The 25,101-nt window shown below is 65.7% G+C and carries 23 protein-coding genes and 2 riboswitches; of the genes, 5 read left to right on the plus strand and 18 right to left on the minus strand.

Annotated elements, in window-relative coordinates; translation table 11 throughout:
* Window positions 1–9: 9 nt before the first annotated feature.
* Entirely contained in the window at window positions 10–234 is a 225-nt protein-coding gene (locus VEC01_RS09600; protein WP_324900588.1) for a hypothetical protein, read from the minus strand.
* A 142-nt stretch (window positions 235–376) separates the two neighbouring features.
* Window positions 377–466, minus strand: a riboswitch (cyclic di-GMP riboswitch).
* 160 nt (window positions 467–626) lie between these two features.
* Here VEC01_RS09600 and VEC01_RS09605 point away from each other — a divergent pair.
* Window positions 627–1,448 carry a thioesterase family protein gene (locus tag VEC01_RS09605; protein ID WP_324900589.1) on the plus strand — a complete coding sequence of 274 codons (822 nt, stop codon included), beginning with the start codon at window positions 627–629 and terminating at the stop codon, window positions 1,446–1,448.
* Window positions 1,449–1,460: 12 nt separating this feature from the next.
* Here VEC01_RS09605 and VEC01_RS09610 read toward each other — a convergent pair whose 3' ends face one another.
* Complete coding sequence (locus tag VEC01_RS09610; RefSeq protein ID WP_324900590.1) at window positions 1,461–1,769, minus strand: hypothetical protein; 309 nt, start codon at window positions 1,767–1,769, stop codon at window positions 1,461–1,463.
* Between the two features lie 53 nt (window positions 1,770–1,822).
* Window positions 1,823–1,908: riboswitch (cyclic di-GMP riboswitch) on the minus strand.
* A gap of 271 nt (window positions 1,909–2,179) precedes the next feature.
* Between VEC01_RS09610 and VEC01_RS09615 the strand changes: the two genes are divergently transcribed.
* Window positions 2,180–2,386, plus strand: a complete 207-nt coding sequence (locus VEC01_RS09615; protein WP_324900591.1) for a hypothetical protein — start codon at window positions 2,180–2,182, stop codon at window positions 2,384–2,386.
* Window positions 2,387–2,425: 39 nt separating this feature from the next.
* Here VEC01_RS09615 and VEC01_RS09620 read toward each other — a convergent pair whose 3' ends face one another.
* The 7 genes from VEC01_RS09620 to VEC01_RS09650 all read right to left on the minus strand — a co-directional run bounded on the left by VEC01_RS09620 (window position 2,426) and on the right by VEC01_RS09650 (window position 10,650).
* Window positions 2,426–3,070: an MBL fold metallo-hydrolase gene (locus VEC01_RS09620; RefSeq protein ID WP_324900592.1), complete on the minus strand. Its 645-nt coding sequence runs from the start codon at window positions 3,068–3,070 to the stop codon at window positions 2,426–2,428.
* A 254-nt stretch (window positions 3,071–3,324) separates the two neighbouring features.
* Window positions 3,325–4,701, minus strand: a complete 1,377-nt coding sequence (locus tag VEC01_RS09625) for an ATP-binding protein (RefSeq protein ID WP_324900593.1) — start codon at window positions 4,699–4,701, stop codon at window positions 3,325–3,327.
* Window positions 4,701–5,360 carry a response regulator transcription factor gene (locus tag VEC01_RS09630; protein ID WP_324900594.1) on the minus strand — a complete coding sequence of 220 codons (660 nt, stop codon included), beginning with the start codon at window positions 5,358–5,360 and terminating at the stop codon, window positions 4,701–4,703. Before VEC01_RS09630 ends, VEC01_RS09625 begins: the two co-directional genes overlap by 1 nt.
* A 201-nt stretch (window positions 5,361–5,561) precedes the next feature.
* Window positions 5,562–5,726 (minus strand): hypothetical protein, encoded by a 165-nt coding sequence (locus tag VEC01_RS09635; RefSeq protein WP_324900595.1) that lies wholly within the window; start codon window positions 5,724–5,726, stop codon window positions 5,562–5,564.
* 192 nt (window positions 5,727–5,918) lie between these two features.
* Window positions 5,919–7,598 (minus strand): choline dehydrogenase, encoded by a 1,680-nt coding sequence (locus tag VEC01_RS09640; RefSeq protein WP_324900596.1) that lies wholly within the window; start codon window positions 7,596–7,598, stop codon window positions 5,919–5,921.
* A gap of 182 nt (window positions 7,599–7,780) precedes the next feature.
* Complete coding sequence (locus VEC01_RS09645) at window positions 7,781–9,784, minus strand: hypothetical protein (RefSeq protein ID WP_324900597.1); 2,004 nt, start codon at window positions 9,782–9,784, stop codon at window positions 7,781–7,783.
* A 113-nt stretch (window positions 9,785–9,897) separates the two neighbouring features.
* Complete coding sequence (locus VEC01_RS09650; RefSeq protein ID WP_324900598.1) at window positions 9,898–10,650, minus strand: metallophosphoesterase family protein; 753 nt, start codon at window positions 10,648–10,650, stop codon at window positions 9,898–9,900.
* 107 nt (window positions 10,651–10,757) lie between these two features.
* Between VEC01_RS09650 and VEC01_RS09655 the strand changes: the two genes are divergently transcribed.
* Window positions 10,758–11,582 carry a nucleotidyltransferase gene (locus VEC01_RS09655; RefSeq protein WP_324900599.1) on the plus strand — a complete coding sequence of 275 codons (825 nt, stop codon included), beginning with the start codon at window positions 10,758–10,760 and terminating at the stop codon, window positions 11,580–11,582.
* 7 nt (window positions 11,583–11,589) lie between these two features.
* On the opposite strand, the gene VEC01_RS09660 is transcribed toward VEC01_RS09655, so the two are convergent.
* The 4 genes from VEC01_RS09660 to VEC01_RS09675 form a co-directional block, all read right to left on the minus strand.
* Complete coding sequence (locus tag VEC01_RS09660) at window positions 11,590–11,940, minus strand: carboxymuconolactone decarboxylase family protein (RefSeq protein ID WP_324900600.1); 351 nt, start codon at window positions 11,938–11,940, stop codon at window positions 11,590–11,592.
* Window positions 11,941–12,116: 176 nt separating this feature from the next.
* Window positions 12,117–12,443, minus strand: coding sequence for a hypothetical protein (locus tag VEC01_RS09665; RefSeq protein ID WP_324900601.1), 327 nt, complete (start codon window positions 12,441–12,443; stop codon window positions 12,117–12,119).
* A 301-nt stretch (window positions 12,444–12,744) separates the two neighbouring features.
* Window positions 12,745–14,103 carry a N,N-dimethylformamidase beta subunit family domain-containing protein gene (locus tag VEC01_RS09670; RefSeq protein WP_324900602.1) on the minus strand — a complete coding sequence of 453 codons (1,359 nt, stop codon included), beginning with the start codon at window positions 14,101–14,103 and terminating at the stop codon, window positions 12,745–12,747.
* 141 nt (window positions 14,104–14,244) lie between these two features.
* Window positions 14,245–15,927 (minus strand): carbamoyltransferase family protein, encoded by a 1,683-nt coding sequence (locus VEC01_RS09675; RefSeq protein ID WP_324900603.1) that lies wholly within the window; start codon window positions 15,925–15,927, stop codon window positions 14,245–14,247.
* Between the two features lie 253 nt (window positions 15,928–16,180).
* Between VEC01_RS09675 and VEC01_RS09680 the strand changes: the two genes are divergently transcribed.
* Window positions 16,181–16,387: a hypothetical protein gene (locus tag VEC01_RS09680; RefSeq protein WP_324900604.1), complete on the plus strand. Its 207-nt coding sequence runs from the start codon at window positions 16,181–16,183 to the stop codon at window positions 16,385–16,387.
* Between the two features lie 260 nt (window positions 16,388–16,647).
* On the opposite strand, the gene VEC01_RS09685 is transcribed toward VEC01_RS09680, so the two are convergent.
* Window positions 16,648–17,118, minus strand: a complete 471-nt coding sequence (locus VEC01_RS09685; protein WP_324900605.1) for a hypothetical protein — start codon at window positions 17,116–17,118, stop codon at window positions 16,648–16,650.
* A 415-nt stretch (window positions 17,119–17,533) separates the two neighbouring features.
* On the minus strand, window positions 17,534–18,034 hold the full coding sequence (locus tag VEC01_RS09690; protein ID WP_324900606.1) for a hypothetical protein: 501 nt from the start codon (window positions 18,032–18,034) through the stop codon (window positions 17,534–17,536).
* A gap of 523 nt (window positions 18,035–18,557) precedes the next feature.
* Between VEC01_RS09690 and VEC01_RS09695 the strand changes: the two genes are divergently transcribed.
* Window positions 18,558–19,298 (plus strand): helix-turn-helix domain-containing protein, encoded by a 741-nt coding sequence (locus VEC01_RS09695; protein WP_324900607.1) that lies wholly within the window; start codon window positions 18,558–18,560, stop codon window positions 19,296–19,298.
* Between the two features lie 207 nt (window positions 19,299–19,505).
* On the opposite strand, the gene VEC01_RS09700 is transcribed toward VEC01_RS09695, so the two are convergent.
* From VEC01_RS09700 to VEC01_RS09710, 3 genes are all read right to left on the minus strand, one after another.
* On the minus strand, window positions 19,506–22,187 hold the full coding sequence (locus tag VEC01_RS09700; RefSeq protein ID WP_324900608.1) for a bifunctional acetate--CoA ligase family protein/GNAT family N-acetyltransferase: 2,682 nt from the start codon (window positions 22,185–22,187) through the stop codon (window positions 19,506–19,508).
* 114 nt (window positions 22,188–22,301) lie between these two features.
* Window positions 22,302–23,228, minus strand: a complete 927-nt coding sequence (locus tag VEC01_RS09705) for a histone deacetylase family protein (protein ID WP_324900609.1) — start codon at window positions 23,226–23,228, stop codon at window positions 22,302–22,304.
* Between the two features lie 160 nt (window positions 23,229–23,388).
* A partial coding sequence (locus tag VEC01_RS09710; RefSeq protein ID WP_324900610.1) for a methyl-accepting chemotaxis protein occupies window positions 23,389–25,101 on the minus strand: 1,713 nt, incomplete at its 5' end.

The following is a 25,101-nucleotide window of genomic DNA, read 5'->3' on the forward strand; positions in this document are numbered from 1 at the left end:
GTCCCTGACTTACCGTCCCTGACCGAAGTAGCGGCCGCCCGGCGTGGTTGCCTGGTACTGGCGCTCGGCGATCGCCCACAGCTTCGCGGCGCGCGCGGCGCGGTCGTCGTATGCCCGTTTCTGCAGCCGCACCTCGTCCGCTTCGGCCATTGCGTCGGCGACATTGGACTTGAACGCTTCCCGGAACGGGCTTGAAGACAGGCACTTGGGATCCTTGCCAACCACGATCGTCATCGCATTTCCGTCACGCGTAAAACCGCATTCTGCAAATGCAAAAGCGGGCAGCAACAGCAAGAGAATGATGGCAAGTCGTTTTGGCATCGTCACCTTCCAAAAGTGCAAGGCATGCCAAAGCGTGAAGCGTGACTTCGCTTCAGAAGGCGGCCCCGCTACCATGAGGAACCAGGTTCCTTTTAGGCCGGAAGCTTTGCGTCCCGGTCTTTCGACCGGTTTGCCCTGCGTGAGTTGTAACCAGAAGTATAGCAGGCAATCCGAGGTTTTGTGTCCGCATGGCAACTTTCATACTTTTCCTGATCCAGGTCAAGTGTCGCGACCGGCCCAGCGCGCTGCGCCGTTTTTGTTTACCATTGAAAAAGCACGACTGTTCTAATTCAATCACACCCGCCATGACCGCCATTGCCGACCTTCATCCCTTCGACCGCGCCATCGCCCTCACGCCAGAGGAAGGCGACGTCTTTTCCGGCCATACCTCGGACGATTACTGGAATGCGATCTCGCCGTTCGGCGGCACCACGGTCGCGACGCTGCTGCAGGCGATCCTGAAGCATCCGCAGCGGCTCGGCGATCCGCTGGCGCTGACCGTCAACTTCGCCGGCCCGATCCGCAAAGGCAGCTTCATGGTGCGCGTGCATGCGGTGCGCACCGGCCGCTCGACCCAGCATTGGCAGATGGAGATCCGCCAGGGCGGCGATCCCGAGCCGGCCATCACCGGCACCGCGGTCTTCGCGGTACGGCGCGATGCGTGGTCGGATACCGAGGCACGCATGCCCGAGGTCGCGGGGCCGGCGTCGTTTCCCCGTGCGCCGGCGCCGGCCGCGGTGCCTTTCCTGCAGCGCTACGCGATGCGCTATGCCGGCGGCAATCCGCTGGCCGGCGGCAACGACAGCGCGACCCAATGCTGGCTGTCCGACGTCCCGCCGCGCAAGCTCGACTTCCCGTCGCTCGCGGCGTACTGCGACACCTTCGTGCCGCGCCTGTTCGTGCGCAAGGGGGCGCCGACGCCGATCTCCACCGTCACGCTCGGTATCAACTTCCACGCCGACGGCGCGGCGCTGGAACGCGCCGGCACGCATCATGTCTTCATGCAGGCGAAGGCGAACGCCTTTTGCGGCGGCTATTATGACCAGGAGGGACAGGTTTGGGCGGAGGATGGCACCCTGCTGGCGACGACGCAGCAGATGGTGTGGTACCGGGACCAGGAACTCTAGGAAGGGGCGCGCTCAGCGCTTCGGATTCTGCCCGTAATACAGCACCGCCTGCTGCACCGGCAGCTCGGCCGCGGGCACGATCCTGCGGCGCGGCGGCGGCCCGCGTCGTTGGCCGGACGCCTCCGCCCTTTCATCCATCGACTTGACGGACGCGAGCAGGCTGGCGCGGAAGGATTCGCGGAAGGCCTCGGACTGGAAACAACGGTCGTTCGACTTCTTGCTGACCACGATGGTCATTTCACTGCCGGAACTGGCGAACCCGCATTCTGCAAATGCGAAGGCGGGCAGGAGGAGGACGGCAATGACGGCTTGCTTCAACATGGGCGTACTGCAGTCAGGCAGGACACACCGTCAATGAAGCGCACTCCGCTTCCCGAGGCGGCTCCGCTGCCGTGAGAGTCTCTCTTTTAGGCCGGAAGCTTTGCGTCCCGGCCTTTCGACCGGTTTGCCCTGCATGGGTTATCGTTTTGCGAAGTATACCAATGCGTTGCAACATCCGCTTGCGCGCCCATCCCGCCTCCTGGCGATCCCTTGATATGCATCACCATTTTCCGCGCCCCTTGCAACCGGCGGCCGCGCTGTCACAGACGTTTTTTCGCGGCTACAATAGCGCCAGCGTCGGCGACGACCGCCCGCGGCTTTCCGGACAGGTAATCCCGGTGCAGGAAAAGCCCGGCCTCATTCTTTAGCATGCGGTGCGATCAGGTTTCACAACCGGTAGGAGGTGCGCAGTGCAGCATTACTACGTCAACAAGCAGGCCCAGAAGAACGGCGAACATGAGGTGCATACCCCGCGCTGCACCTACCTTCCCGAAGGCGACGACGGCATCTACCTTGGCGCCTTCGTCACCTGCAAGGAGGCACTCGAGGCTGCCAGGGCGCACTTCGAGAAGGTCAACGGGTGTTCCTGGTGCTGCGGCGCCTGCCACAGCGGATAGACAGCCTTCCGCCGGCCGGCTTCCCCGCCCGGATCATCCTTAACCGAAACGGCGGTCCGCGACGAAGGGGTTGCTTTTCCTTTCATCGCCGAAGGTCGATGCCGGGCCATGACCGGGCACGAAGGTCACGTCGTCGCCCAGCGGCCAGAGCTTGTTGCGGATGGAAGCGATGAGCGTGTCGTGGTCGCCGCGCGGGAAATCGGTGCGCCCGATCGAGCCCTGGAACAGCACGTCGCCCACCAGCGCGAGCTTCACGCCGCGATGGAAGAACACCACATGGCCCGGGGTATGACCGGGGCAGTGCAGCACTTCCAGCGTCTGCGCGCCGAAGCGGACGCGGTCGCCGTCATTGAGCCAGCGGTCGGGCTCGAAGGCCTCGGCCGGCGGAAAGCCGACCCGGCGGCAGGATTCGGCCAGCTGGCCGATCCAGAACCTGTCCTCGACGTGAGGACCTTCCACCGGCACGCCGAATTCCTGGCGCACCACGTCGGCCGCGGCGCAATGATCCATATGGCCATGCGTGAGGAAGACCTTTTCCAGCGTCACCCCGAGTTGCGCCAGCGCGTCGCGCAGGCGCGGCACCTCGCCACCCGGATCGACCAGCGCCGCGCGCCCGGTCTCCTCACAGACCAGGATGCTGCAATTCTGCTGGTAGGCAGTGACGGGAACGATCGCGCATTTCATGGCCGGAACCTGGGAGGAAGAAAGGCCATGAGTATGCCACGAGGATGCGGGAGGGGGCCGGCGCCGACAAAAAAACGGCCCGTCTGCGGTCAGGCAAACAGGCCGAATAGGGAAATCAGACTCTGTCTCGGCTGCACCGGCACGGCTCGCGTGCTGCATGCGGCAAAGATGGGTACATCTTGCCCGACTTCGCTTAGGCGAAACTTAAGAAGCCGGAAAAAACCCGAAAACAGTCTTGTCCCGGGAAGCCAGGCTCACCGTGCCGCGCCGGCTCGTTGCCCGATCGTCATCACGCCCTGCTCCACGCCGGACTGCCCTTGTTGGGGCAACGGAAAGGACACGGTGACCGCGAGGCCGCCGAGCCGGGACTGGCCAAGTGCAAGCTGGGCGTCATGGCGATCCGCGATTGCCTTCACGATCGCCAGCCCCAGTCCGCTGCCGCTCGGGCTGGTGCCCGGCACCCGGTAGAAGCGGTCAAAAATCCGCGCCCGGTTTTCCTCCGGAATGCCGCTGCCGGAATCCTGCACGGTCAACCTCGCACACGATGCGTCCCTGGTCAGGTCGATGCGCACCAGGCCATGTTCGGGCGCGTAGCGCACCGCGTTGTCGAGCAGGTTGCGTACCAGGATGCGGATGCCTTCCGCATCGCCCAGGATGTCGGTGTGGCTGTATTCGCCATACTCCAGGCGGATCTGACGGGCCGACGCGACCGGCGCGACATCGCCCGCCGCCTGCTCGATGCAGGCGGTCAGAGCGATCGGCTGCATCTCCGGCGGGTCGGCCAGCGGATCCTGCCGCGCCAGCGCCAGCAGCTGCTCCACCAGGCGCGACGCGCGGTCGACCCCGCCCAGGAGGCGCGCCACCGCCTGCCCGCGCGCGGTCTCGTCCCTGGCGCGGGCCAGCGTCTGCACCTGCAGCTTCAGGGCCGTCAGCGGCGAACGCAGTTCATGCGCCGCGTCCGCCACGAAACGCTGCTGCGACTGCAGCGCGAGCGCCATGCGCGCCAGCAGCGAATTCAGTTCCGCCACCAGCGGCGACACTTCCTGCGGCACGCCGGTCGGATCGACCGGGTCGAGCGAGTCGGCATTGCGCTTGGCGAGGTCGCCGCCGATGCGGTTGAGTGGGGCGAGCGCGGCGCTCACCACCCACCAGGCGGCGGCGAACAGCAGCAGCGAGACCGGGATCACCTGCCACAGCGAACGGATCGCGAAGGAAATCGCGCGGTCGCGCCGCACGTCGAGCTTCTGCGCGACCTGGATCACCCGCGTGCCGTTCTGCACGCCGTACAGCCGCCATTCGCCGTTGTCGAGGGTGACATTCGAATAGCCGAGCGCGCCGCGCTCCGGCAGCGAGCGGAAAGTGCGCGACTGGTAGACGCGCACGCCGTCGTCGGTCCAGATCTGGATCACGAAATCGAAGCCGCTCATCTCGCCGCCGGAAGAAGACTTGTACCAGGACGGCTGCTGGTACGCGCTGTCCTGCAGCGCCAGCGCCATCTGTTCCATGTGGTAGTCGAACAGGTCGTTCGCTTCCTGCATCGCGGCGCGGAAGGAGGAGGCGAACTGCACCGCGGTCGCGACCACGATGGCCACGCCGAGCATCAGCAAGAGGCGTATGCGCAACGAACGCATCAGGTTTTCTCGACCATGTAGCCGAGCCCGCGCACGTTCACGATGAACTGCGGCCCGAGCTTCTTGCGCAAGCCGTGGATGTAGACCTCGACGGCATTGCTTTCAACGTCGCCCGACCAGCCGTACAGCCGCTCTTCCAGCTGGGCGCGCGACAGGATCGCGCCGGGGCGGGTGACCAGCGCCTCGAGCACCGCCCATTCGCGTGAGGACAGCAGCACCTGGTGCTCGTCGGCGAGCACCTGGCGGGTTGCCGTATTGACCACCACATTGCCCTTGCGGTACACCGGTTCGGCGCCGCCCTTGGCCCGCCGCACCAGCGCGTGCAGCCGCGCGATCAGTTCTTCCAGGTCGAACGGCTTGACTAGGTAGTCGTCGGCGCCGGTGTTCAGCCCCCGCACCCGCTCGGCGACGGTATCGCGCGCGGTGATGATCATCACCGGCAGCTGGTCGCCGCGCGCGCGCAGGTTGCGCAGCACGTCGATGCCGTCGCGACGCGGCAGCCCGAGGTCGAGCAGCATCGCGTCAAAGCCGTGCGCCGCCAGCCGCGCTTCCGCCGCGGCGCCGTCCCTGACCCAATCGGTGGACACGCCTTCGCCTTCGAGTGCGATCTGGATGTTTTCGCCGATCATGGCGTCGTCTTCTACGAGGAGTACCTTCATGGGCCGTGTCAGGAAGAGGCAGGTGCGGCGCGACCGCGAAGCTCGATTGTAGGCGCGCCGGCGACAGCGCGGCAATCCTTGCGGCAATGGCCAAAGCAAAAAAGCCCGCATCTTTCGATGCGGGCCTTGTTGCTTGTCTCCTCACCTCTTCCGAGATGTATCTTTATTAATGATGCCTTGCTCCTCCACTCCCTGCCTGGACTAGCGGCCGCCGAAGCGTCCGTACCTGTCGCGGCGCTCGCGCTCGGCGCGCTGACGGTTGGCAAGGCTGCCGCGGACGATGCGGGTCAGCGCGTCGGTGCCGCTGCGCGGCTTGTCGCTCATGGTGGCGGACTGGCGGTTCGGCGAAATGGATTTGTCGTACATGCTGTTTCCTCCTGATTGATTTCCCGCCGCCTGCTCGTGGCCGGCGCGGTACGTGGCGAGCAGATATTCCCACACAAAGCTTAGGCCAGACTTAAAAAAACCCCTACTTGTGCGATAGATACAATTCGCTACAGAAACAGACAAATTCACGACACTTCTTGCGAATTCTCAACATCTCTTTTCCGGAATGCACTAGGCGGCAACCGCCGCGCTGCCGCCGGATTGCAGCAGCACCGCCGCTGCCAGCCCGGCCTGTTCCTCCTCGCGCTCCTGAACGATCATGGCGGCGGCCTTTTCCGCGATCATCACCGTCGGCGCATTGGTGTTGCCGCCAACCAGCGTCGGCATGATCGACGCGTCGACCACGCGCAGGCCCTGCATCCCGTGCACCTTCAGGGTGTCGTCCACCACGGCCATCCCGTCATGCCCCATCTTGCAGGTGCCCACCGGATGATAGATGGTGCCGGCCCTGCGGCGGATGAAGTCGCGGATCTGTTCGTCGCTCTGCACCGCTTCGCCGGGATACATTTCCTTGCCGCGATAGGGATCGAAGGCCTTCGCCGCCAGCACGCGGCGCGCGATCTTCACGCCGCGCACCAGCTGTTCCATGTCGTCCGGATGCGACAGGTAGTTCGGTTCGATCAGCGCGTCGGCACACGGGTCGGCGCTCTTCAACGCAATGTAGCCGCGGCTCTTCGGCCGCAGGTCGCACACATGCAGCGCATAACCGTGACCGAGCATGGTCGCGGCCGCATGGCGCAGCGTGCGCGCGTGTTCGTCCAGGTGTGCCGGCGTGAAATGGAACTGCAGGTCGGGCAGCGCGCGGTCCGGCCCGCTGCGCACGAAGCCCCCGGCCTCGGCCGCATTGGTCGTCAACGGCCCGGTGCGGAACAGCAGGTAGCGGATGCCCGCCGCCAGCACCGTCGGCAGGTTGCCGAGCGAGATGCCGTGCGAAACCGGCTTCACGCACTTGAACACCACCAGCACGTCGAGATGATCCTGCAGGTTGCGGCCGACCCCGGGCAGCGCGTGGCGCACCGGGATGCCGTGCCGGCGCAATTCGTCCTCGGGGCCTATCCCCGACAGCAACAGCAGCTGCGGCGAATTGACCGCGCCGCCGGCCAGCAGCACTTCGCGGACTGCGCCGACCTCGGTACGCGCGCCGTCCTTCAGGTAAGCGACGCCGACCGCGCGCTTGCCTTCAAGCAGGATCCGGGTGGCGCGCGCGCCGGTGATGACTGTCAGGTTGGGACGCTGCAGCGCCGGATGCAGGTAGGCGCGCGCCACACTCCAGCGTTCGCCGTTCTTCTGCGTCACTTCGTACTGGCCGACGCCTTCCTGGAGGGCGCCGTTGAAGTCATCGTTGGCGAAGTAACCGGCTTCGAGCGCGGCATTCCTGAAGACTTCCGCCAGCGGATTCGGCGAGCGCAGCGGCGCGACATTCAGCGGCCCGCCGACGCCGTGGTAAAGCGACTCGCCGCGCTCGTGGTGCTCGGCGCGACGGAACAGCGGCAGCACCTGCGCATAGCCCCAGCCGCGATTGCCCAGCGCCGCCCACAGGTCGTAATCGCTGGCGTGGCCGCGGGTATAGATCATCGCATTGCTCGAACTGGAGCCGCCGAGGGTCTTGCCGCGCGGCCAGAACAGCCGGCGATTGTTCAGGTGGCGCTGCGGCTCGGTGAAATAGCGCCAGTTCAGAGTCTTGCTCATCATCATGGCGATGATGCCGATCGGGATGCGGATGAACGGACTCTTGTCGGGCGGGCCCGCTTCCAGCAGGCAGACCGAGACGGCGGGATCGGCGGACAGGCGGTTGGCCAGCACGCAACCGGCCGAGCCGCCGCCCACGATGACGTAATCGTAGTCCTGCATCAACACTCCTTGGGGCGGGTGGAGAACGCGATCGGCCGGCATGGGCAGGCGGGAACCGGCTGTGTTGATTGTAGGCGGAAGATGCCGGCGAAAGCGCGTTGAATCGCAGCGCTCTTGCGATAGTTAAAAAGCCGCCGCGGGATGCAAGATTTCCATCACCGCGCAGGCGGGCGCGACGGCAGTCACGGCGACAGCAGGATGCCCTTGTCGCGGTTGAGCAGCACCCAGGATCCGTTGCCCCAGGCGGTGGCGGAAATTGCGCCGGGCGGGTACACGTGTTCCGTCCAGTCGATGCCGTTGGCGCTGGTGACGTACTTTCCGCCGCCGGTGCCGATGCCTGCGGCGACAAACTGCCCGCCACCCCAGGTCACCCGTTCGAACCAGTTGGGCATGGTCGAGCGGGTGGTCCATCGCAGGCCGTCGGCGCTGGACAGGATGACGTTCGCCCCAACGGCGACGAACATGCCGTTCGCGTAAGTCACCGCGTTCAGGTGCGGGACTTGCGCCGCAAGCTCCGACCAGTTGAAGCCGTCGGTGCTGGTGACGACCCGGCCTTTCCCGCTGGCGTCGAAACCGACCGCGACGAAGCGTCCGCCGCCGAACGCGACACCGGTCAGGTACGGCAGGCCGCTGGCCCGCGTCGACCAGTTCAGGCCGTCGCTGCTGCCGACGACGGTGCCGGCGCCCGGGTTGTAGCCGACCGCGATGTACTGGCCGTTGCCGTAGGCGGAAGCGCGCAGGTTGTTCCTCGTGTCGGTCATCACCTTGGTCCAGGCCCTGCCATCCGTGCTGGTCAGGATCGGGGCTTCGGTGGTGCCGGCGTTGCCGCCGACCACGATGAAGCGGCCGCCAATGTAGGCCACGCTTTCCCAGGTGGTCCAGGTGGTCCGGTCTTCGGGTACGTTCAAGGTCCATGCCTCCGCGTCGCTGCTGGAGAGCACGCTCCAGCCGGCGCTGACGAACATGCCGTTGCCATAGGCGACGTCGCGCAGGAACATACCGTCTTTCGCAACTACATCGACCAGGGTCCAGGCAAGTCCGTCCGTGCTGCTCGCCAGCCGCTCCGGCCAGTAATCCCCTGAGTTGGCGCGATCCGTATAGACCACCGCGAAGTACCGGTTGCCGCTGTAGCCGAGGTTCTTGACCCCGGCGTTGCCTTTTAGGCCGGCGGGGCTCGCGGTCCAGGCGATGCCGTCCGCGCTGGTGCTGACGTCGCCGGCGAAGCCGATGGCGACGAAGCGGCCATTGCCGAAGGAGACGGTGTCGATCGCTTCGGTGAAATTCGGCGTGTGCCGTGTCCATGCGATGCCGTCCGTGCTCGTCAGCACCACGCCGTTTTCACCGGCGGCCACGAATCTGCCGTTGCCGAACACCATCGTGCGGTACCAGCCCGGCGCTTCGCTGTAACGCAGCGTCCAGGTCACGCCGTCCGCGCTGGACAGGAGTTCCGTTCCCGGCAACGGCCCGCTGCCCATGAACTGCGGCGGCGCGGAGGACAGCAGCACGAACTGACCGTTGCCGTACTCCAGCCCCCAGACGCCTCGTGTCAGCGGCAGGTCGCGGAAGGTCCACTGGATGCCGTCGGCGCTGGCGGCCAGCCGTCCGCGACTCCCGAGAAGCACGAAACGGCCGCCGCCGGCCGCCATCCGCCCACCGATCGAGGTGAGGTCGCGCGCCATGCCGGGATCGGATGCGCGCTCCGTCCACACGCTTCCATCCGCGCTGGAAAAGATCTTGCCGGCCGAGGTGAGCGCGACCAGCACGCTGCCGCCCTGCACCATGCCGGCCACGCTCTCCGCACCGAGGTCACGCCGGCTCCACGCGGCGCCGTCGCTGCTGGTGAAGATCCTGCCGCCAGCCAGCGCGATGAATTGCGCGCCGTTGTGCATCACCTTGTCCACCAGCGAATCGCTGAAGCGTTTCTGCAAGGTCCATGTCACCGCATCCGGGCTCGTCGCCACGCCGCCGTTTGCGGCCGCGACATAGATGCCGTTGCCATGGGCGATGCTGCTCACCGGTGCCGATGTCAGCTCGGTAAGACGTGGCGTAATCGGCTGCGGCTGCGGCTGTGCCGGAACGTCGGTGCCTGGCGGCGTGGTCGTGTCCGCAGCGGAAGAACCACCGCCGCAGCCGGACAGCGCCAGCAGCGGCAACACGAATGCAAGGACGAACGGAACCATGCGCATGAAAAAGCCCCGGTACAAGAGAGCGCCGCCTGCTCGCCCGGCCGGACATGACGCCGGGGGCGATTTGGGGGCAATAGTTGAACGAACTCTGCCCCGCCGCGCCTCTGTCAACTTTACATGCTCACCGGTTCGGATTTTGGAATTTCTATAATCCGGAACGGCGGGCGATCGGAAAAGGACCGCTGCAGCAAGGGCTTGGCGACATTGTAGACGGGAACGTTGTTTGCCGTTTTTCCTTCCAGACTGCCGCGATGCGCGTGGCCGTGCAGGACGGCATTGACCGGATAGCGCAGCAGCGGATCTTCCAGGCGGCTCGATCCCAGGAAGGGAAAGATCTCGACCGGCTCGCCCTGCACGGTGGCGACGATCGGCGAATAGTGCAGCAGCGCGATGCGCTGCGCGGTGCGCAGTTTCGCCAGCGCCGCTTCCAGCTTGAGCGCTTCCTGGATCGCTTCATTGACGAACTGCTTGATCGCGACCTCGCCCCACGGCCCGAGCGAGCCGCGGCCGAATCCGCCGCAAAAGCCCTTGGTGCCGGCAATGCCAACGCCATGGATCTCGCAGGGTTCGCCGTCGAGCACGCGCACCCCGGCGTCGGACAGGATGCGCTGCACCTGGTCAGGCTGCCCCGCTTCGTAATCATGGTTGCCCAGCACCGCGACGATCGGGATGCGTGCCGCGGACAGTTCGTCCGCCAGCACCCGTGCCTCTTCGGGCAGCCCGTAGTCGGTCAGGTCGCCGCACAGCAGCAGCGCGTCCGCCGATTCGGCGGCCTGTGCAAAGAAATTGCGCAGGCTGCCCGCCGATTCCTTCTTGCAATGAATGTCGCCCACGGCGGCAAACCGGATAATTTCCTTCGAGATCACTGGGCCCTCCTTGTCGACGTACTCCTGTTAAAGACCGTGACTTCGTGGCATAAGTTTTGCTGATTCTTGTTGTCATTATTGCTGGCATCACCCGATGGGGAGGCAACATGCAGGCAGATACTCCGCTCGCTGCCACGAGCCCGGAACCCGAACCCGAGACCGCCGCGTTCTACCGGCAGGTGCTCGATACCCTGAACGCATCCGGCGTCCCCTTCCTGGTCGGCGGCGCGTACGCGTTCAACCGCTACACCGGCATCAACCGGCATACCAAGGACCTCGACGTCTTCATCCGGCGCACCGACTTTGACGCCATCAGCGCGGCGCTGCGGGCGGCCGGACACGAAGCGGAGCTGACTTTCCCGCACTGGCTGGGAAAGGTCCACTTCAACGGGGTGTACATCGACCTGATCTTTAGTTCCGGCAACGGCATCGCCGAAGTGGATGACTTGTGGTTCAAGCATGCCGGCGATGCGCAGGTACTGGGCGTGCCGGTGAAAATCAGCCCGGCCGAGGAAATGATCTGGTCCAAGGCTTTCATCATGGAGCGCGAGCGCTACGACGGCGCCGACATCATCCACCTGCTGCGCGCGCGCGGCGACAAGCTCGACTGGCCGCGCCTGCTATGGCGCTTCGGGGAGCACTGGCGGGTGCTGTTGAGCCACCTGGTGCTGTTCGGCTTCGCCTATCCGGCCTATCGCGACCTGGTCCCGCCCGCGGTCATGGCCGGCCTGATCGAGCAGTTGCGTCAGGAAACCCTTGCGCCGCCGCCCGAGCACAATGTCTGCCTCGGCACCCTGCTCTCGCGCGAGCAATACCTGAAGGATATCGGCGACGAGGGCTGGCAGGATGCCAGGGTCGCGCCGCACGGAAACATGACGCCGGAGGATACCGAGACCTGGACCCGTGCGATAGAGGACAAGAAACTGCACTGAGGCTCGCTCAGCCGCGCTGCCCGAACTGGTCGAAGGCGGCGAGCGCGCTGGCCGAATACATCAGCGACGGCCCGCTGCCCATGTAGACGGCCATTGCCAGCGCTTCCTCCACCTCGGCCTTGGTCGCGCCGAGCTTGACCAGGGCCTGCGCATGGAATCCGATGCAGCCGTCGCAGCGCGCGGCCACACCGAGCGCGAGCGCGATCAACTCCTTGGCCTTCTTGTCGAGCGCGCCGTCGCGGGTCGCGGCGCGCGCCATATCGCCGAAGGCGGCCATGAGGTCCGGCTGGTCCTTGCGTAGCACGCCAAGGCTGGCGGATACCGATTGTGTCAGTTCGAAATAGTCGGGCAGGCTCACGGGACGTTCTCCTTGTCGGTTGAAGTACCCGGATGCTATGCCCGCAAGCAAGGGACGTCTGTAACCGGGGTTACAGACGCTGTGCGGGAGGCGTATCCCCGGAACGGGTTCGGTTGACGTGCTTAGCGCATGCGTCGTGCGGAAAACTGTGCCAGCAGGCCAACCGGCAGCAGCCGTTACACGAGGCCAAGAATGCGCCCGATCTCGGCCACATACCGGCTGTCCTGCAGCACCTCGCTCTCGACGCGCGCGGTCATGTCCTGCAGCGTGTTGCGCACCGTATGCAGTTTTTCCCTCACCTCGCCGTGCTGGTCGCCCGGCGCCGCAAGCAGTTGCTTGAGCGCGTCGATTTCCTGCCGCAATGCCTGCGCCTTGGGTAAGTCCGCCGGTGCGGATGCCAGTTCCTGCTCCAGTGCGGCAACCAGCTGGCTGACGCGTTCCATGCTGAATGCGTGCGGTGCGGCGGTCGACATTGGCTGATCGTTCTGCTCGTTCGTGGCCATGGCGGGAGATCCTTGTGTGTTGGCGATACGCCTATTGTATTCCTCGCTGGCGCGCCGGGCACGCGAATGTTGCCGCCAGGCGCAGATTCCTGAATGCTATCGGACGGGGGCTCCGGCGACAGCCCCGCAACGCAGGTTGCCATGCGGTCTGCCCTCAGTTGACTTGGCGGCGAGCCGCGCTGTGAGGCCGACCTGCGCGCCGGACAGGGATAATCGGATGGGTCGATTCGATTTGTCTTTTGCAACGCCGAATATTCGCCCATTCATGTCTTTTTTTACAACCATCCTCTGCAAATCGGGTTCAACTTGGGCGAAGCAAGCCGTCCAGCACATTGCGCGTAATACGGTCCACGCGGGCGTCCGTGCCGCTTGCCAGCACCTGCGCCCAGTCGGTGGTGCCGGCGGTAAAGACCGTGCCGCCACGCGAGAAGATGCCGATGGTTGCCGCATGCACCCCTTCGCCCGCGCGCATCCCTTCGCGCGGCGGACGTTCCTGCCAGCCCTCGCCGAGCAGACCGGCGGCCAGCACGCAAAAGCCGGGCGGCGTACCGCAGCGCGCCGCATCGGGCGACAGCTGCACGATACCACTTGCGGTGTCGAAGGCGGCCAGCGGGGCGCCGTCGCATTCGTATCCCACCAGCGGCGGCACCGTATCGCGGCCGAAGGATGCGCCGCGCGTCAGGCCGGTGCCGGCGAATACCCAGTGCTCCGGCGCCTGCACGATGAAGCCGCCGGTCTCGCGCGGCCCGTCCCACCAGCCGCCGCCATGCCGGTAGCTGGCGCCGGTCAGCGCATCCTCCGGCCGATTGGCGCCGGTGGGCGGCCACCAGTGATCGAAGGCGCCGCGCGGACTGCCCTGGTGGCAGACCATTGCGCCTCCGTTGTCGACGATATGGATGCGCCACCAGCAGAGGTTGGCGCCAAAGAAGGCGACGTTGCCCCCGCGCCGCACGAAGGCTTCGACGCAGTCGCGCACCGCCTCGCTCCAGTATTCGTCGTGGCCGACGCTGAGCATCAGCCGGTAGCGGCTGCACAGGTCCGGATCCTCATGCAGGTCGATGTCGGTGCAGAACTCGGCGTCGTAGCCGTTCTGTGCGAGCCAGCCGATGAAACGCGCATCCCAGTGCGCGAAGGTCTGGCGCGGCGAACTCGAGTCGTAATGGTCCAGCGCGCCCCAGGTTTCGCCGCCGATGCCGCCGCCGGGCCGGCGCAGCGATACCCGGGTGCCGGGCGGCGTCTCCGACCGCGGCTGGTTGACGTAGAAGCAGCCGCCGCCGGTGAAGTTGTACGCGTGGTAGGTCGCAAGCGGGATCTTGTAGAGCAGCCTGCTGCGGCCGGCGCCGCGCACCACGAACAGTGCGGCCGCGCTGGTCATTGCCACCGAAGGCGCGGCGGCGCCCGGCTCTTCGAGATGGGCGATGTAGACCGACGAAGGCCAGTCGGGCGGGATGGCGAATTCATAGGCCGGCCATTCCCAGTCCTCGGCCGCGCCCTTTGGCGCTGCCTGGCGCCCCGTCAGCCAGCGCGACTCGTGCATCGGCTGCATGCCGCCGTGCCAGCGGTAGAACACCACCCGGAAGCGCGCCGCATCGGTGGCGATGTGCAGGGTCAGGCGCTCCCCGGGGGCGACGCTGGCGCGGGCAGGATAGCCCTGGATCATGCGAACGCTCCGGGGGGCGTGAGGTCGTGCGGATACGGCGCCCGCGCCGGCGGCCCGGGCAAACCGGTTGTCGGCCCCGTCCCGTGCGGCAGACGCGGGGAGAGAGCAGCGCACACGAACACGGCAGCCGCAATCCGCATGCTACGTCACCGCGTCCGGTTCGACCCGCTTGCGGATCAGGAACGGCGGCATTGCGAGCGCGTGCATCGGCGTTTTCCGGAACGACTCGAGCGCCTGCGCCGGCGTTTCGACGATCGGCTCTTCCTTGCGGTTGTACGAGGTATTGAGCAGCACCGGCACGCCGGTGCGCGCTTCGAACGCCTTGAGCAGCATGCGCAGGAAAGGATCGTCGTTCTCGCCTACCGTCTGCAGCCGCGCGGTGCAGTCGACATGCGTGACCGCCGGGATGATCTGCGCCGCCTGCGGGTGCACCGGCGCGGCGAACTGCATGAAGGGCGATGGACGGCGGATGTCGAAGAACTCCTGCGCGCGCTCGAGCAGCACGATCGGCGCGAGCGGGCGGAACCATTCGCGCTCCTTGACGCGCGCGTTGATCCAGTCGCGCACATGGCCGTGGCGCGGATCGCCGAGGATGCTGCGGTGGCCGAGCGCGCGCGGGCCGAATTCGCTGCCGCCCTGGTAGAGCGCGACCACCTTGGTGGCGGCCAGCAGGTCGACCATGCGCTCGCACATGTCTTCCGCGCTGTCGATGCGCTCGACGACCAGGTCCTCGGCGCCGCGCAGGGCCGCTTCGATGTCATCCTGGCGCGGCGGCGGGCCGAGGTAATCGCGTTCCCAGCGCCAGTCGCAGCGCAGGCCAGCCAGTTCGGTCAATCCGTACACCGCGCATCCGATCGAGGTGCCGGCATCGCTTGGCGCCGGCGGAATGAACACGCGCTTAAACGGCGTCTCGCGCAGCAGCCGGTCGTTGGTGGAGCAGTTGAGGCCGGTGCCGCCGGCGAAGCACAGGTTTTCCGCGCCTGTCTGGCGGTGCAGCCAGTGCGCCACCTCCAGCACCGCTTCCTCGAAGGCGCGCTGGCCGGCGGCGGCGAGATTGGCGACGTCGGCAAAGCGCGCGGTGTCGCCGGCGGCATAGCGGAAGCGGCCGCGCTCGCGCAGGATCTCTAACCAGCGCGCCGGGATCGTCACCTGCGCGCCGTCGACCTCCAGCCGCGGCAGGCCGAGCGCATCCGGATCGCCGTGCGGCGCCATGCCCATCACCTTGCCTTCATTGCCCTCGCCGGGAAAGATCGCCTGCGTCAGCAGGAAGTAGAACATGCCCAGGCCGACCAGGCGCTGCTCGTCGCGGTCCCAGACCTGCTTGCCGATGCAGTCGATGCGGCCGCGGTCGGCGCGGTAGAAGGACGACACTTCGCGCCAGTGCCCCGGTACCTGCGCGGCGCCGTCCCAGCTTTCGGTCAGCTCGGCCACCGGGCTGCCCTGGCCGTCGATGATCATCACCGCCGCCTCCTCGAACGGCGACGGATGGAACACGCTATAGACATGTGCGAGATGGTGCGAGATGCGCACGCGGCGGCAGTCCGGCGCCAGCCGTATCGTTTCGGCCAGCTCCTGTTCGTAGGCGGCAAGGTTGCCGATCTCGCTGTCGGAGGAATAGCACTCGACCAGCACATCGATCGCGCCGTCGAGCGCCGGCAGCTGCGGCACGTAGACCTTGCGGAAATCGTCGACCTTGCCCCAGTGGTGCTTGTACCGTGTCAGCCTTTCCTTCTGAATCGCGAATACCATGCGCGATCCTTCCATCAGGCAGATGCTTGCGTCCTGCGTCCGGTTCACGCCAAGTATCCTCGGTGCCTTGCCCATCGTCTTCTCCTTGTCCTTGTTATGGATGCAGCATGGCGCGCTGCCTGTCTGGTCAGGCACCGGCCGGTATGAAAAATTTGAGAAGCACGTTCGGCAATAAGTTCGATGGCTTGAAGAATGTCTTGCCACTGAAATCAAGGAATTGGCTTGCAGACTGAGAACTTACATTTCCTTACGGGAACAAATTCCTGTCTGGCCGGTCTATCGGCAATGCAATCTTTTGCATATTTTTCGTTAACAAGGGGTGGATGCAATGAAGTGGTTTTATGAATGGCGGTTGAGCAAGGTCCGCGCAGAAATCTCGGCGCTGGAAGAAGCGACCCGCGTGCGCTTGAAGGACGATTACACCAGCCACTCGCGCTTGCGTGTCCTGAACAAGATGGCATCAAGCCTGCAGCAACGGCTCGACAAGCAGGCCGGCGCCACGACCACGGAAGGCAAGGCCAAGGGCGCGCACTGAATCGCCGCCTTGCACGAAAAGCGTAGTGCCGCGCACCTTGCGTGCGCGGCCTCGCCACCATCACTGACTGCGCGGACGGTTTTCCCGTCCCATCTCGCCGGCCCGGATGGCCCGGCCGGCACTCCTCCCTGACGCATCTGACGTCGCTCTTCCTACAGACCATCGTACGCCGCGGGAATATCTCGGACGCCTAACCAATCGGAATGATTTCCCGCGTCGTACGAATCAGCCGCAAGGAAGAGCGCATCAAACCTCTCGCTTTACGACGCTGGCATCGCGCCCGGCGCACCGGTAGCGCCGGTGCCAGCCGCATCCGTTCCGGCAGGCGGCGTCGGGGTGGGTGTCGTCGCGCCCGGCGTGGCCCCGGCGGTCGCGCCGGGTGTTGCACCGGTTGCCGCACCCGGCGTTGCACCTGGTGCTGCACCGGGGGTTGCCGCCGTGGGTATCGGTTGCGCGGTGCACGTAAAGTTCTGGGTGCCTGCCGCCGCTCCGCCCGTGCCGTTCGCCGGCTGCGTGCACAGCACGACCAGCCTGTTGGTGACATCGATGAACCATGTGCTGGCGCCGGCTGTGCCGCTGGTGCCGGTGCCGGTGCCGGTGTTGGCGTTATTGCCGAACAGCGGAATATAGGGCACCGCGCTCGCGCTTGGGGTTGTTGCCGGCGGCGTTTGTGCAAACGCGACCGAAGACGGAATCGCGAGCGTCGCGATGACGAGAGGAAGTGATTTCATTGGCTACTCCTGCATGAAGATGAGTTCAGACGGTTAGACGTCGTTTCAGTATGACGAGCACATCACAAATCGCAATGCGACCCTGGAAATCCTCACCCGTAGCTTTCTGATCCAGCGCAGACTTGCATGCATTTCCTGCCTGCGCCACACGGAGATTCCTCTGCCCCTTATTGCGGAGCGCAAAGGATTTCGCACAGCATCGCGTGAGAGCTTAGCGATGGAGAGGCGCCAAGAGCGTACGTCGTAACGGCAATGTCTTCGTTAGGAAACCCATCGTGCACACGACGTAAAGACTACCGTCACAACTCGATACAACTTACCGCCGAACTTCCGCAGGCGTGCATTTCTAACCATCTTCCAGCGAAAGCCTGGGCGTCCCGGGGTGCGTGTCTTGCCTGCATTCCGGCCAAGTTCATCATTCAGCATTAAAGATGGAGGCAGTCATGAAAAAACTCTTGATCGCAGTTCTCGTCTCGGCACTCGGCAGCGGTGTCGCATTCGCCCAGAGCGGATCCGGCACCACTTCCGGTGGCAGCTCTTCCGGTGGCAGCTCTTCCGGCGGCAGCTCTTCTGGCGGCAGCTCTTCGGGCGGCGGTACCAGTTCTTCCGGCGGTTCTTCCGGCGGCTCGACCAGCGCATCGGATACGTCCGGCAGTTCCGACAGCTCGACCGACACGAGCAAGTCGAAAAAGAAGTCCTCGCGTTCGGACACCAGCGGCTCATCCGCAAGCGGCTCGAAAGGAAGCGGATCGTCCGGAGGCGGCTCTTCCGCTAGCGACTCTTCCGGCGGTGGCTCTTCCGGCGGTGGCTCTTCCGCAGGTGGCTCTTCCGCAGGCGGCTCGACCGGAGGTGGCTCGACCGGAGGTGGCTCTTCCGCAGGGGGCTCGACCGGAAGCGGCTCGGGCAGCTCCGGCATGACTGACTCGACCAGCGGCTCGGGCGGTTCCGGCTCCGGTGGCTCCGGCTCCGGTGGCTCCGGCTCCGGTGGTTCAGGCTCCGGTGGCTCCGGCTCCGGTGGTTCCGGATCCGGTAGTGGCTCGGGCGGCCCCGGCGGCGGTTCAGGCGGTGGCTCGGGTGGCGGCGGCAGCGGCCGATAAGAACCGAGCGGCGGCAATGGCCGGGCTGCCGATGCAGCCCGTGCCGCCATGCGCGCAGTGGCGCACACTTGCGTCACTGCGACGTTTCAACCGTGTTCTGCAGCGGGATTCGACGCCCAGGGAGAGGTGAACGTCGGATCGCGTTGCATCGTCGCCGTCTGCTGCGGCACTCGTACCGATTGCTCCCGCGTGATCGCGGGCAGGCAGATGCGTCGCCGTACATCCCGCTCGTCCCTCGCCCGAATTCCGCGCTTGCGGCAGGCCGGACTTTTTCGGCTGCTCAATACGCGCTTTGCGCCGCTCTGGTAGAGTCATCCCGGTTTCCTATTAACCGCGAGTTACATGGACGAGCCGAGATTTCCGGGTTTCACCTTTGCCGAATTCCAGCCGCTGCCGGTCAGCTTCGGCTTCGCCGCCTTTCGCAAGCTGACACCGCTGGACGACAGGAACATCTGGGAATTCGTGTATGAAAGGAACATCGGCAAGATCGGGGTCAAGCGCAAGCACACCGCGCTCGACAACCTGGAAAAGATCTTCGTCGCGACGTTCCGCCTGGCCAATACCATCGGCTTTCGCGCAATGACGCTGCGCGACCTGTGCCGGGAAACCGGCCTGTCGATGGGCGGGCTGTACGGCTACATCGAAAGCAAGGATCAGCTGGCGGCGATGATCGAGGACGTCATCCGCCACATCAGCGAGATCTCGCACCAGTGGTTTTCCCACATTCCTGATCCGCTCGACCAGCTGGAGGGCTGCCTGCGCGGCTATATCTATTTTTCTGAGCTGCTGCAGCCCTGGTTCTATTTCGTGTTCCTCGAATCGCGCGCGCTCGACCAGGAGCAGCGCAATATCGCCAAGGATGCCGAACTGCGGGTGCAGGCGCATCTGGCCCTGCTGCTGAAGGACACCGGGGCGCTGGCGCTGGACGACGCGCACCTGCTCGCGGCGCATTGCATGGCGCTGGTGCAGGACTGGCACCTGAAGCGGTGGAAGTATCGGACGGCGGATATTTCGGTGGATGCGTTTGCGGATAGTGTGGTGAAGGTGGTGCGGGCGCGGGTGGGGTTGCGTGGAGCTCCGTAGGGAGGTTATTACGTTCTCTCTCCGGTGATTCAATTCTTTCGGCTCTCCGTAGAGCCTTGCCGGGACTGGCCCCGGCCAGCATCCACGGAGCGCCTACAGCGTTGAAGCACCGGAGAGAGAACGGAAAAGCATCGCCCCGCCAAGCACCACGCTGTTACCCATTTACCTGAACTCCAGCGTTACCGATGTGCGTAAACCGTACCGCCGCTACTGCAGCGACCGCACGCACAGCCGGAAATCCGGATCCTCGTCGTACTTCCTGACGTCGAACTCCAGCGTGCGCATCAGCTTGAGCATCGGCGCATTATTGGTCAGCACCAGCCCCTCGATCTGCGACAAACCCTTGCTGCGCGCCACATCCATGATGGAGTTCATCATGCGCGAACCCAGGCCCTGGCCGTTGAACTCGTCGGCGACCGCCAGCGAGAATTCGCAGGTGTTCATGTCCGGATTGGTCACGTAGCGCGATACGGCGATGATGCGCTCGGTCTCGGTGAAGCCGCCATTCCCGTCGGGCTTGCGATCGCGGTGGATCGCCACCAGCGCCATCTCGCGGTCGTAGTCGATCAGCGTGAACTTGGCGAGCATCTTCACCGACAGCTCGCGCATGGTCGACACGAAGCGGAAGTAACGGCTCTCTGGCGACATGCGGCGCACGAAATCCTGCAGCATCTGCGCATCGTCCGGGTGGATCGGACGCACGCGGTAGCAGCCGCCGCCGCGCATCGGCCACTCCTGTTCGCGCTCGGCGGGATATGGCAGGATCGCCAGGTGCGGGAAGTTGTCCGCGCCGTGCGGCGCCTGATCGATCACGATGCGGGCATCGACCACCAGCGAGCCGCTGGCGTCGACGATGACGGGATTGATGTCCATCTCGCGCAGCTGCGGCAGCGCGCACACCATTTCCGATACCCGCAGCAGGATCTGCTCCAGCGATTCGCGGTGCGCCGCCGGCGCGCCGCGCCAGGCGTTAAGGGTCTCGGCGCAGCGCGCACGGTCGATCAGGCGTTGCGCGAGAAACTGGTTGAGCGGCGGCAGTTCGATCGCGCGGTCGGCGATCAGCTCGATCATGGTGCCGCCGGCGCCGAAGGAAATCACCGGGCCGAACGGCTCGTCGGTGGTGACGCCGATATACAGCTCCCTGCCGAGCGGCTTGCCCGACATGTTCTGGATCGTCACGCCGTTGATGCGCGCATCCGGCCGCAGGCGCCCGACGGTGGCCATCATGTCCTGCCAGGTGTCGCGCACCGCCGCGGCGTTCTGCAGGTTCAGCGCGACGCCGTGCACGTCGGACTTGTGCGGAATGTCGGGCGAATCGATCTTCAGCGCGACCGGGTAGCCGAGCTGGTTGGCCACCAGGATCGCTTCGCTGGCCGAGCGCGCGAGGATGGTCTTGGTCACCGGGATGTGGAAGGCCGACAGCAGCGCCTTGGATTCCATCTCGGTCAGCACCTTGCGGCGCTCGGTCAACACGCTTTCGACCAGGATGCGGGCGCCTTCGATATCCGGCTTGGCCAGCGCCGACAGCGGCGGCGGCGTCTGGTGCAGCAGCTGCTGGTTCTGGTGGAAGGAGGCGATGTTGTGGAACGCGTCCACCGCCGCTTCCGGCGTGCGGTAGGTCGGGATCGCGGCGCGCGACAATACCTGGCGCGCGAGCGCGGCGCGCTCGTCGCCCATCCAGCAGGTCAACAGCGGCTTGCCGAGGTCGGGATACAGGTCTGCCAGCGCCTGCGCGACGGCGGCGGTGTCGAGCTCCGGTTTGGGCGACAGGATCACCAGGATGCCGTCGATGCCGCCGCTGGAGGCGCAGGCCTTGACCGCGGCGCGGTAGTGCGAGGCGTCGGCTTCCTCGGCGAGGTCGATCAGCGAATGCATGGTGGCCAGCGGCGACAGCTGGGGCGCAAGCGCGGCGGCGGCTTCCGGCGCCAGCGTGGCCAGCTCCAGTCCGAGGTCATTGGCCCAGTCTGCCGCGAGCACGCCGGGACCGCCGCCGTTGGTGATCACCGCCAGTCTTTTCCCGACCGGGAGATTGCGTGCCGAAAGGCCCTTGGCCGCGGTGAACAACTGCACGAAGCTGCGTACCCGCACCGCGCCGGCGCGCTGCAGTGCGGCGTCGAACACGTCGTCGCTGCCGACGATCGCGCCGGAGTGCGTGAGGGCGGCGGTGGAACCGGCCGGCTTGCGTCCCGCCTTGAGCACGAACACCGGCTTGGCGTTGGCGGCGGCGCGCAGCGCGCTCATGAAGCGGCGCGCGTTGCGGATGCCTTCGAGGTAGACCACGATGCTTTGCGTGCTGCGGTCTTCGGCGAGGAAGTCGAGCACCTGCGCGATGTCGACGGCGGTGTTGGCGCCCAGCGACACCACGGCGGAGAAGCCGACGCCGTTCTTCACCGCCCAGTCGAGGATGGAGGACGACAGCGCGCCGGACTGCGACACCAGCGCGAGCGAGCCTGGCTGCGCGATCGGTCCGAGCGCGCTGGCGTTGAGCGACAGCTTCGGCCGCTGGAATCCCATGCAATTTGGCCCGAGCAGGTGGATGCCGTGCTGCTTGGCGATCGCATGCAGCTGGGCAGCCAGCTTCGCATCGACGCCGGAAGACAGAATCAGTGCAGTCTTGCTCTGGATGCGCACCGCGACTTCCAGCGCCGCGGTCAGCTGTTCATGCGGCAGCGCGATGATCGCGAGGTCGGACTTCGACTGCGCCAGCTCGGAGAGCGTGCCGCTCATGCCGATGTCGAGGAAGGTGACCGGTCCGGCGTAGCCGCCGTTGCGCAGCTGCTCCACGATCTGGCGGCCGTGCGCATTCTGGCTGCCCGGCAGGTCCGGGTCGCCGGCGAACACCACGATCGAACCTGGCGAGAAAAGAGGGGTGAGGTAATGCCTGTCCATGCTTGTGTCTAATCGTCAAAAAGTTATTTTTGCTGCTTCGCCGGGCGCCTCCCCGTCTGTCGCGAGGATGACGCCTGCCGTCTTGCTGCATATGCCGCCTGTACTGCCTGTATGTCAATCCGCGCCGATCAGCACCTTCACATGGGCGGCGACGCTGCGCGCAAGCGGCGACAGCACATAGCCGCCCTCGAGGCAGGAGACCACCCTTCCCTGCGCATGGCGCTGCGCGACCTCCATCACCCGCCGGGTCACCCATTCATAATCCGCTTCGACCAGCCCGAGGTTGCCCATGTCATCCTCGCGGTGCGCGTCGAATCCGGCCGATATGAAGATCATCTGCGGCCGGAACGCGTCCAGCGCCGGAATCCACCCCCAGTCCACCGCTTCCCGGAATGCGTCGCCGCCGGAACGCGGCGCCAGCCCAATGTTGACCATGTTCAGCCCGCGCGGTTCATCGCCGCAGAACGGATAGAGATTCAGCTCGTAGGTCGAGCACATCAGCACGCGCGCATCGTTGCAAAGAATGTCTTCGCTGCCATTGCCATGATGGACATCGAAATCCACCAGCGCGACCCGCTCCAGCCCGTGCACGTCGAGCGCATGGCGGATGCCGACGGCGACGTTGTTGAAGAAGCAGAAGCCGCCGCTGGCCGCATGCTCGGCGTGATGCCCGGGCGGACGCACGTTGCAGAACGCCACCGGCGCCTCGCCGCTGAGCACGAGATCGGTCGCCAGCACCGCCGCTCCCGCCGACCGCAGCGCCGCCTGGTAGGAATGCGGATTCATCCAGGTGTCGGGATCGATCTGGGAATAGCCGGACGGCGGCGACTTGTCCGCCACTTCACGGACGTGGCGCAGCGCATGCGCGCGGCCGAGCTGCTCCTCGGTCGCGACCGGCGCGTCGTACAGCTGCATGAACTCCAGCAGCCCTTTCATCAGCAGATGGTCGCGGATCGCGGCGATGCGTTCCGGGCATTCGGGGTGCAGCGCGCCCATCTCGTGCTTCATGCAGTCGGGATGGGATATGTAGGCAGGTAGCATGCGTATTCGACATCTCTCTCGTGACATCGCACCGCAGGCGACGCTGCCCGCGCATGCGCTTACTGAGCAGGATTGCCGAATACGCAAGAAGTTACGGTCGGCCGCCTGCCTTTCCCGCACGGTGATGCAATTTTGCAACCATTTCCTTGCTCCAGATCAATTATGCAAGCCTTTTCACATTCCTGCCGCCGAGGGTGGGGCGGCCCGGACGGGTGGGCACCGGCGGCGTCATCGTGATCACCTTGGCCGCCTGCGCAGGCGCGTCTGACGGGGTGCCGGCGAGATGGAACGCGGTGACCATCCTGGCCAGTTCCGACGCCTGTTCCTTGAGCGCCTCGGATGCCGATGCGGTTTCCTCGACCAGCGCCGCATTCTGCTGCGTGACCTGGTCCATCTGCGCGATCGCGACGTTGACCTGTTCGATGCCGGTGCTCTGTTCCTGGCTGGCCGAGGTGATCTCCGTCATGATCGCAGTCACCTTGCCGACGCTGGCCACGATTTCCTCCATCGTCGCGCCGGCCTGCTCCACCAGCGAGCTGCCGGCTTCGACCCGGTCCACGGAATCGTCGATCAGCGCCTTGATCTCCTTGGCTGCGGACGCGCTGCGCTGCGCGAGGTTGCGCACCTCGGAGGCCACCACCGCAAAGCCTCGGCCCTGCTCGCCGGCGCGCGCCGCCTCTACCGCGGCGTTCAGCGCGAGGATGTTGGTCTGGAACGCGATGCCGTCGATCACGCCGATTATGTCGGACATCTTGCGCGCCGAAGCATGGATCGACTCCATCGTGTGCACCACCTGCGCCACCACCTCGCCGCCGCGCTGCGCGACCTGCGAAGCAGAGTCAGCCAGCCGGTTCGCGTCGCGCGCATGGTCGGCGTTCTGCTTGACGGTGGAGGTCAGTTCTTCCATCGAGGACGCGGTTTCTTCCAGCGACGCGGCCTGCTGCTCGGTGCGCGAGGACAGGTCGAGCGTGCCGGCGGCGATCTGCGCCGATGCCGTGGCGATGGTTTCCGTGCCGTGGCGCACGTGGCCGACGATGTCGGCCAGCTTGTCGCGCATGAGCAGCATCGCATGCATCAGGCTGGTCTCGTCGCCCGGCGCCACCGGCACCGGCACCGCGAGCTCGCCGGAGGCGATCGCATTGGCGACGCCAGCCGCATCGGTCGGCTCGCCGCCGAGCTGGCCAAGGATGCTGCGCGCCAGCAGGAAGGCGGCAGCGATGCCGGCCAGCAGGGAGGCCAGGCTCAGGCCGATCAGGGTGAGCTTGGCGGCCGCATAGGACGCTTCGATCTCGGCTGCCATCCGGTCGATGCTCTTGCGCTGGTCCTCGAGCAGCTGCTCCACCAGCGCCTGGTAGGCAGTCGCGGCCGGCATGAACGCGGCATCGAGCTGGCGATTGGCTTCCTCGAGCTTGCCGTCGGCTTTGAGCTTGACCACGCCGTCGCGCGCTTCCAGATACGCCTTGCGCTTGTCGCCGATGTCGGCAAACAGCCGTTTTTCCTGGTCCGTGGAAAGCAAGCCCTCCACCTTCTTCTGCATTTCGGTGGTGAACTTGGTGGACGCAGCCGCTTCCTCGGCGAAGAAGCTGCCCAGCGAGGGATCGCTGCTTCTGGCGATCGCGGCGGTGCGGCGGATGCCGGTGTAGATCATGCGATACCAGTCGGCGACGTATCGCTCCTTGGTCAGCGGTTCCTGCATCATGGTGCGCACTTCGGTGGCCACTTCATGCAGCCGCCAGAGCGCCATGCCCGTGGCGAGAAAGGAGAGGACCAGGATCACCGCCATGCCGATGGCCAGGCGGGATCCGACGCGGAGTTGGGCAAACGCTTTCATCATGTTCTTCTTTTCCTTCGAACGGTTGTCGAAATTCCTGCC

This window comes from Noviherbaspirillum sp., assembly GCF_035627455.1.
Taxonomy (GTDB): domain Bacteria; phylum Pseudomonadota; class Gammaproteobacteria; order Burkholderiales; family Burkholderiaceae_D; genus Noviherbaspirillum.

What these genes read in the sequence shown, in the direction of transcription:
- VEC01_RS09655 (WP_324900599.1), top strand. Translation starts at nt 10,758, where the DNA reads ATGCAGGCAGATACTCCGCTCGCTGCCACGAGCCCGGAACCCGAACCC.
- VEC01_RS09645 (WP_324900597.1), bottom strand. Translation starts at nt 9,784, where the DNA reads ATGCGCATGGTTCCGTTCGTCCTTGCATTCGTGTTGCCGCTGCTGGCG.
- VEC01_RS09695 (WP_324900607.1), top strand. Translation starts at nt 18,558, where the DNA reads ATGGACGAGCCGAGATTTCCGGGTTTCACCTTTGCCGAATTCCAGCCG.
- VEC01_RS09675 (WP_324900603.1), bottom strand. Translation starts at nt 15,927, where the DNA reads ATGGGCAAGGCACCGAGGATACTTGGCGTGAACCGGACGCAGGACGCA.
- VEC01_RS09680 (WP_324900604.1), top strand. Translation starts at nt 16,181, where the DNA reads ATGAAGTGGTTTTATGAATGGCGGTTGAGCAAGGTCCGCGCAGAAATC.
- VEC01_RS09600 (WP_324900588.1), bottom strand. Translation starts at nt 234, where the DNA reads ATGACGATCGTGGTTGGCAAGGATCCCAAGTGCCTGTCTTCAAGCCCG.
- VEC01_RS09685 (WP_324900605.1), bottom strand. Translation starts at nt 17,118, where the DNA reads ATGAAATCACTTCCTCTCGTCATCGCGACGCTCGCGATTCCGTCTTCG.
- VEC01_RS09705 (WP_324900609.1), bottom strand. Translation starts at nt 23,228, where the DNA reads ATGCTACCTGCCTACATATCCCATCCCGACTGCATGAAGCACGAGATG.
- VEC01_RS09625 (WP_324900593.1), bottom strand. Translation starts at nt 4,701, where the DNA reads ATGCGTTCGTTGCGCATACGCCTCTTGCTGATGCTCGGCGTGGCCATC.
- VEC01_RS09630 (WP_324900594.1), bottom strand. Translation starts at nt 5,360, where the DNA reads ATGAAGGTACTCCTCGTAGAAGACGACGCCATGATCGGCGAAAACATC.
- VEC01_RS09605 (WP_324900589.1), top strand. Translation starts at nt 627, where the DNA reads ATGACCGCCATTGCCGACCTTCATCCCTTCGACCGCGCCATCGCCCTC.
- VEC01_RS09635 (WP_324900595.1), bottom strand. Translation starts at nt 5,726, where the DNA reads ATGTACGACAAATCCATTTCGCCGAACCGCCAGTCCGCCACCATGAGC.
- VEC01_RS09610 (WP_324900590.1), bottom strand. Translation starts at nt 1,769, where the DNA reads ATGTTGAAGCAAGCCGTCATTGCCGTCCTCCTCCTGCCCGCCTTCGCA.
- VEC01_RS09670 (WP_324900602.1), bottom strand. Translation starts at nt 14,103, where the DNA reads ATGATCCAGGGCTATCCTGCCCGCGCCAGCGTCGCCCCCGGGGAGCGC.
- VEC01_RS09640 (WP_324900596.1), bottom strand. Translation starts at nt 7,598, where the DNA reads ATGCAGGACTACGATTACGTCATCGTGGGCGGCGGCTCGGCCGGTTGC.
- VEC01_RS09690 (WP_324900606.1), bottom strand. Translation starts at nt 18,034, where the DNA reads ATGCCGGAGCTGCCCGAGCCGCTTCCGGTCGAGCCCCCTGCGGAAGAG.
- VEC01_RS09700 (WP_324900608.1), bottom strand. Translation starts at nt 22,187, where the DNA reads ATGGACAGGCATTACCTCACCCCTCTTTTCTCGCCAGGTTCGATCGTG.
- VEC01_RS09665 (WP_324900601.1), bottom strand. Translation starts at nt 12,443, where the DNA reads ATGGCCACGAACGAGCAGAACGATCAGCCAATGTCGACCGCCGCACCG.
- VEC01_RS09620 (WP_324900592.1), bottom strand. Translation starts at nt 3,070, where the DNA reads ATGAAATGCGCGATCGTTCCCGTCACTGCCTACCAGCAGAATTGCAGC.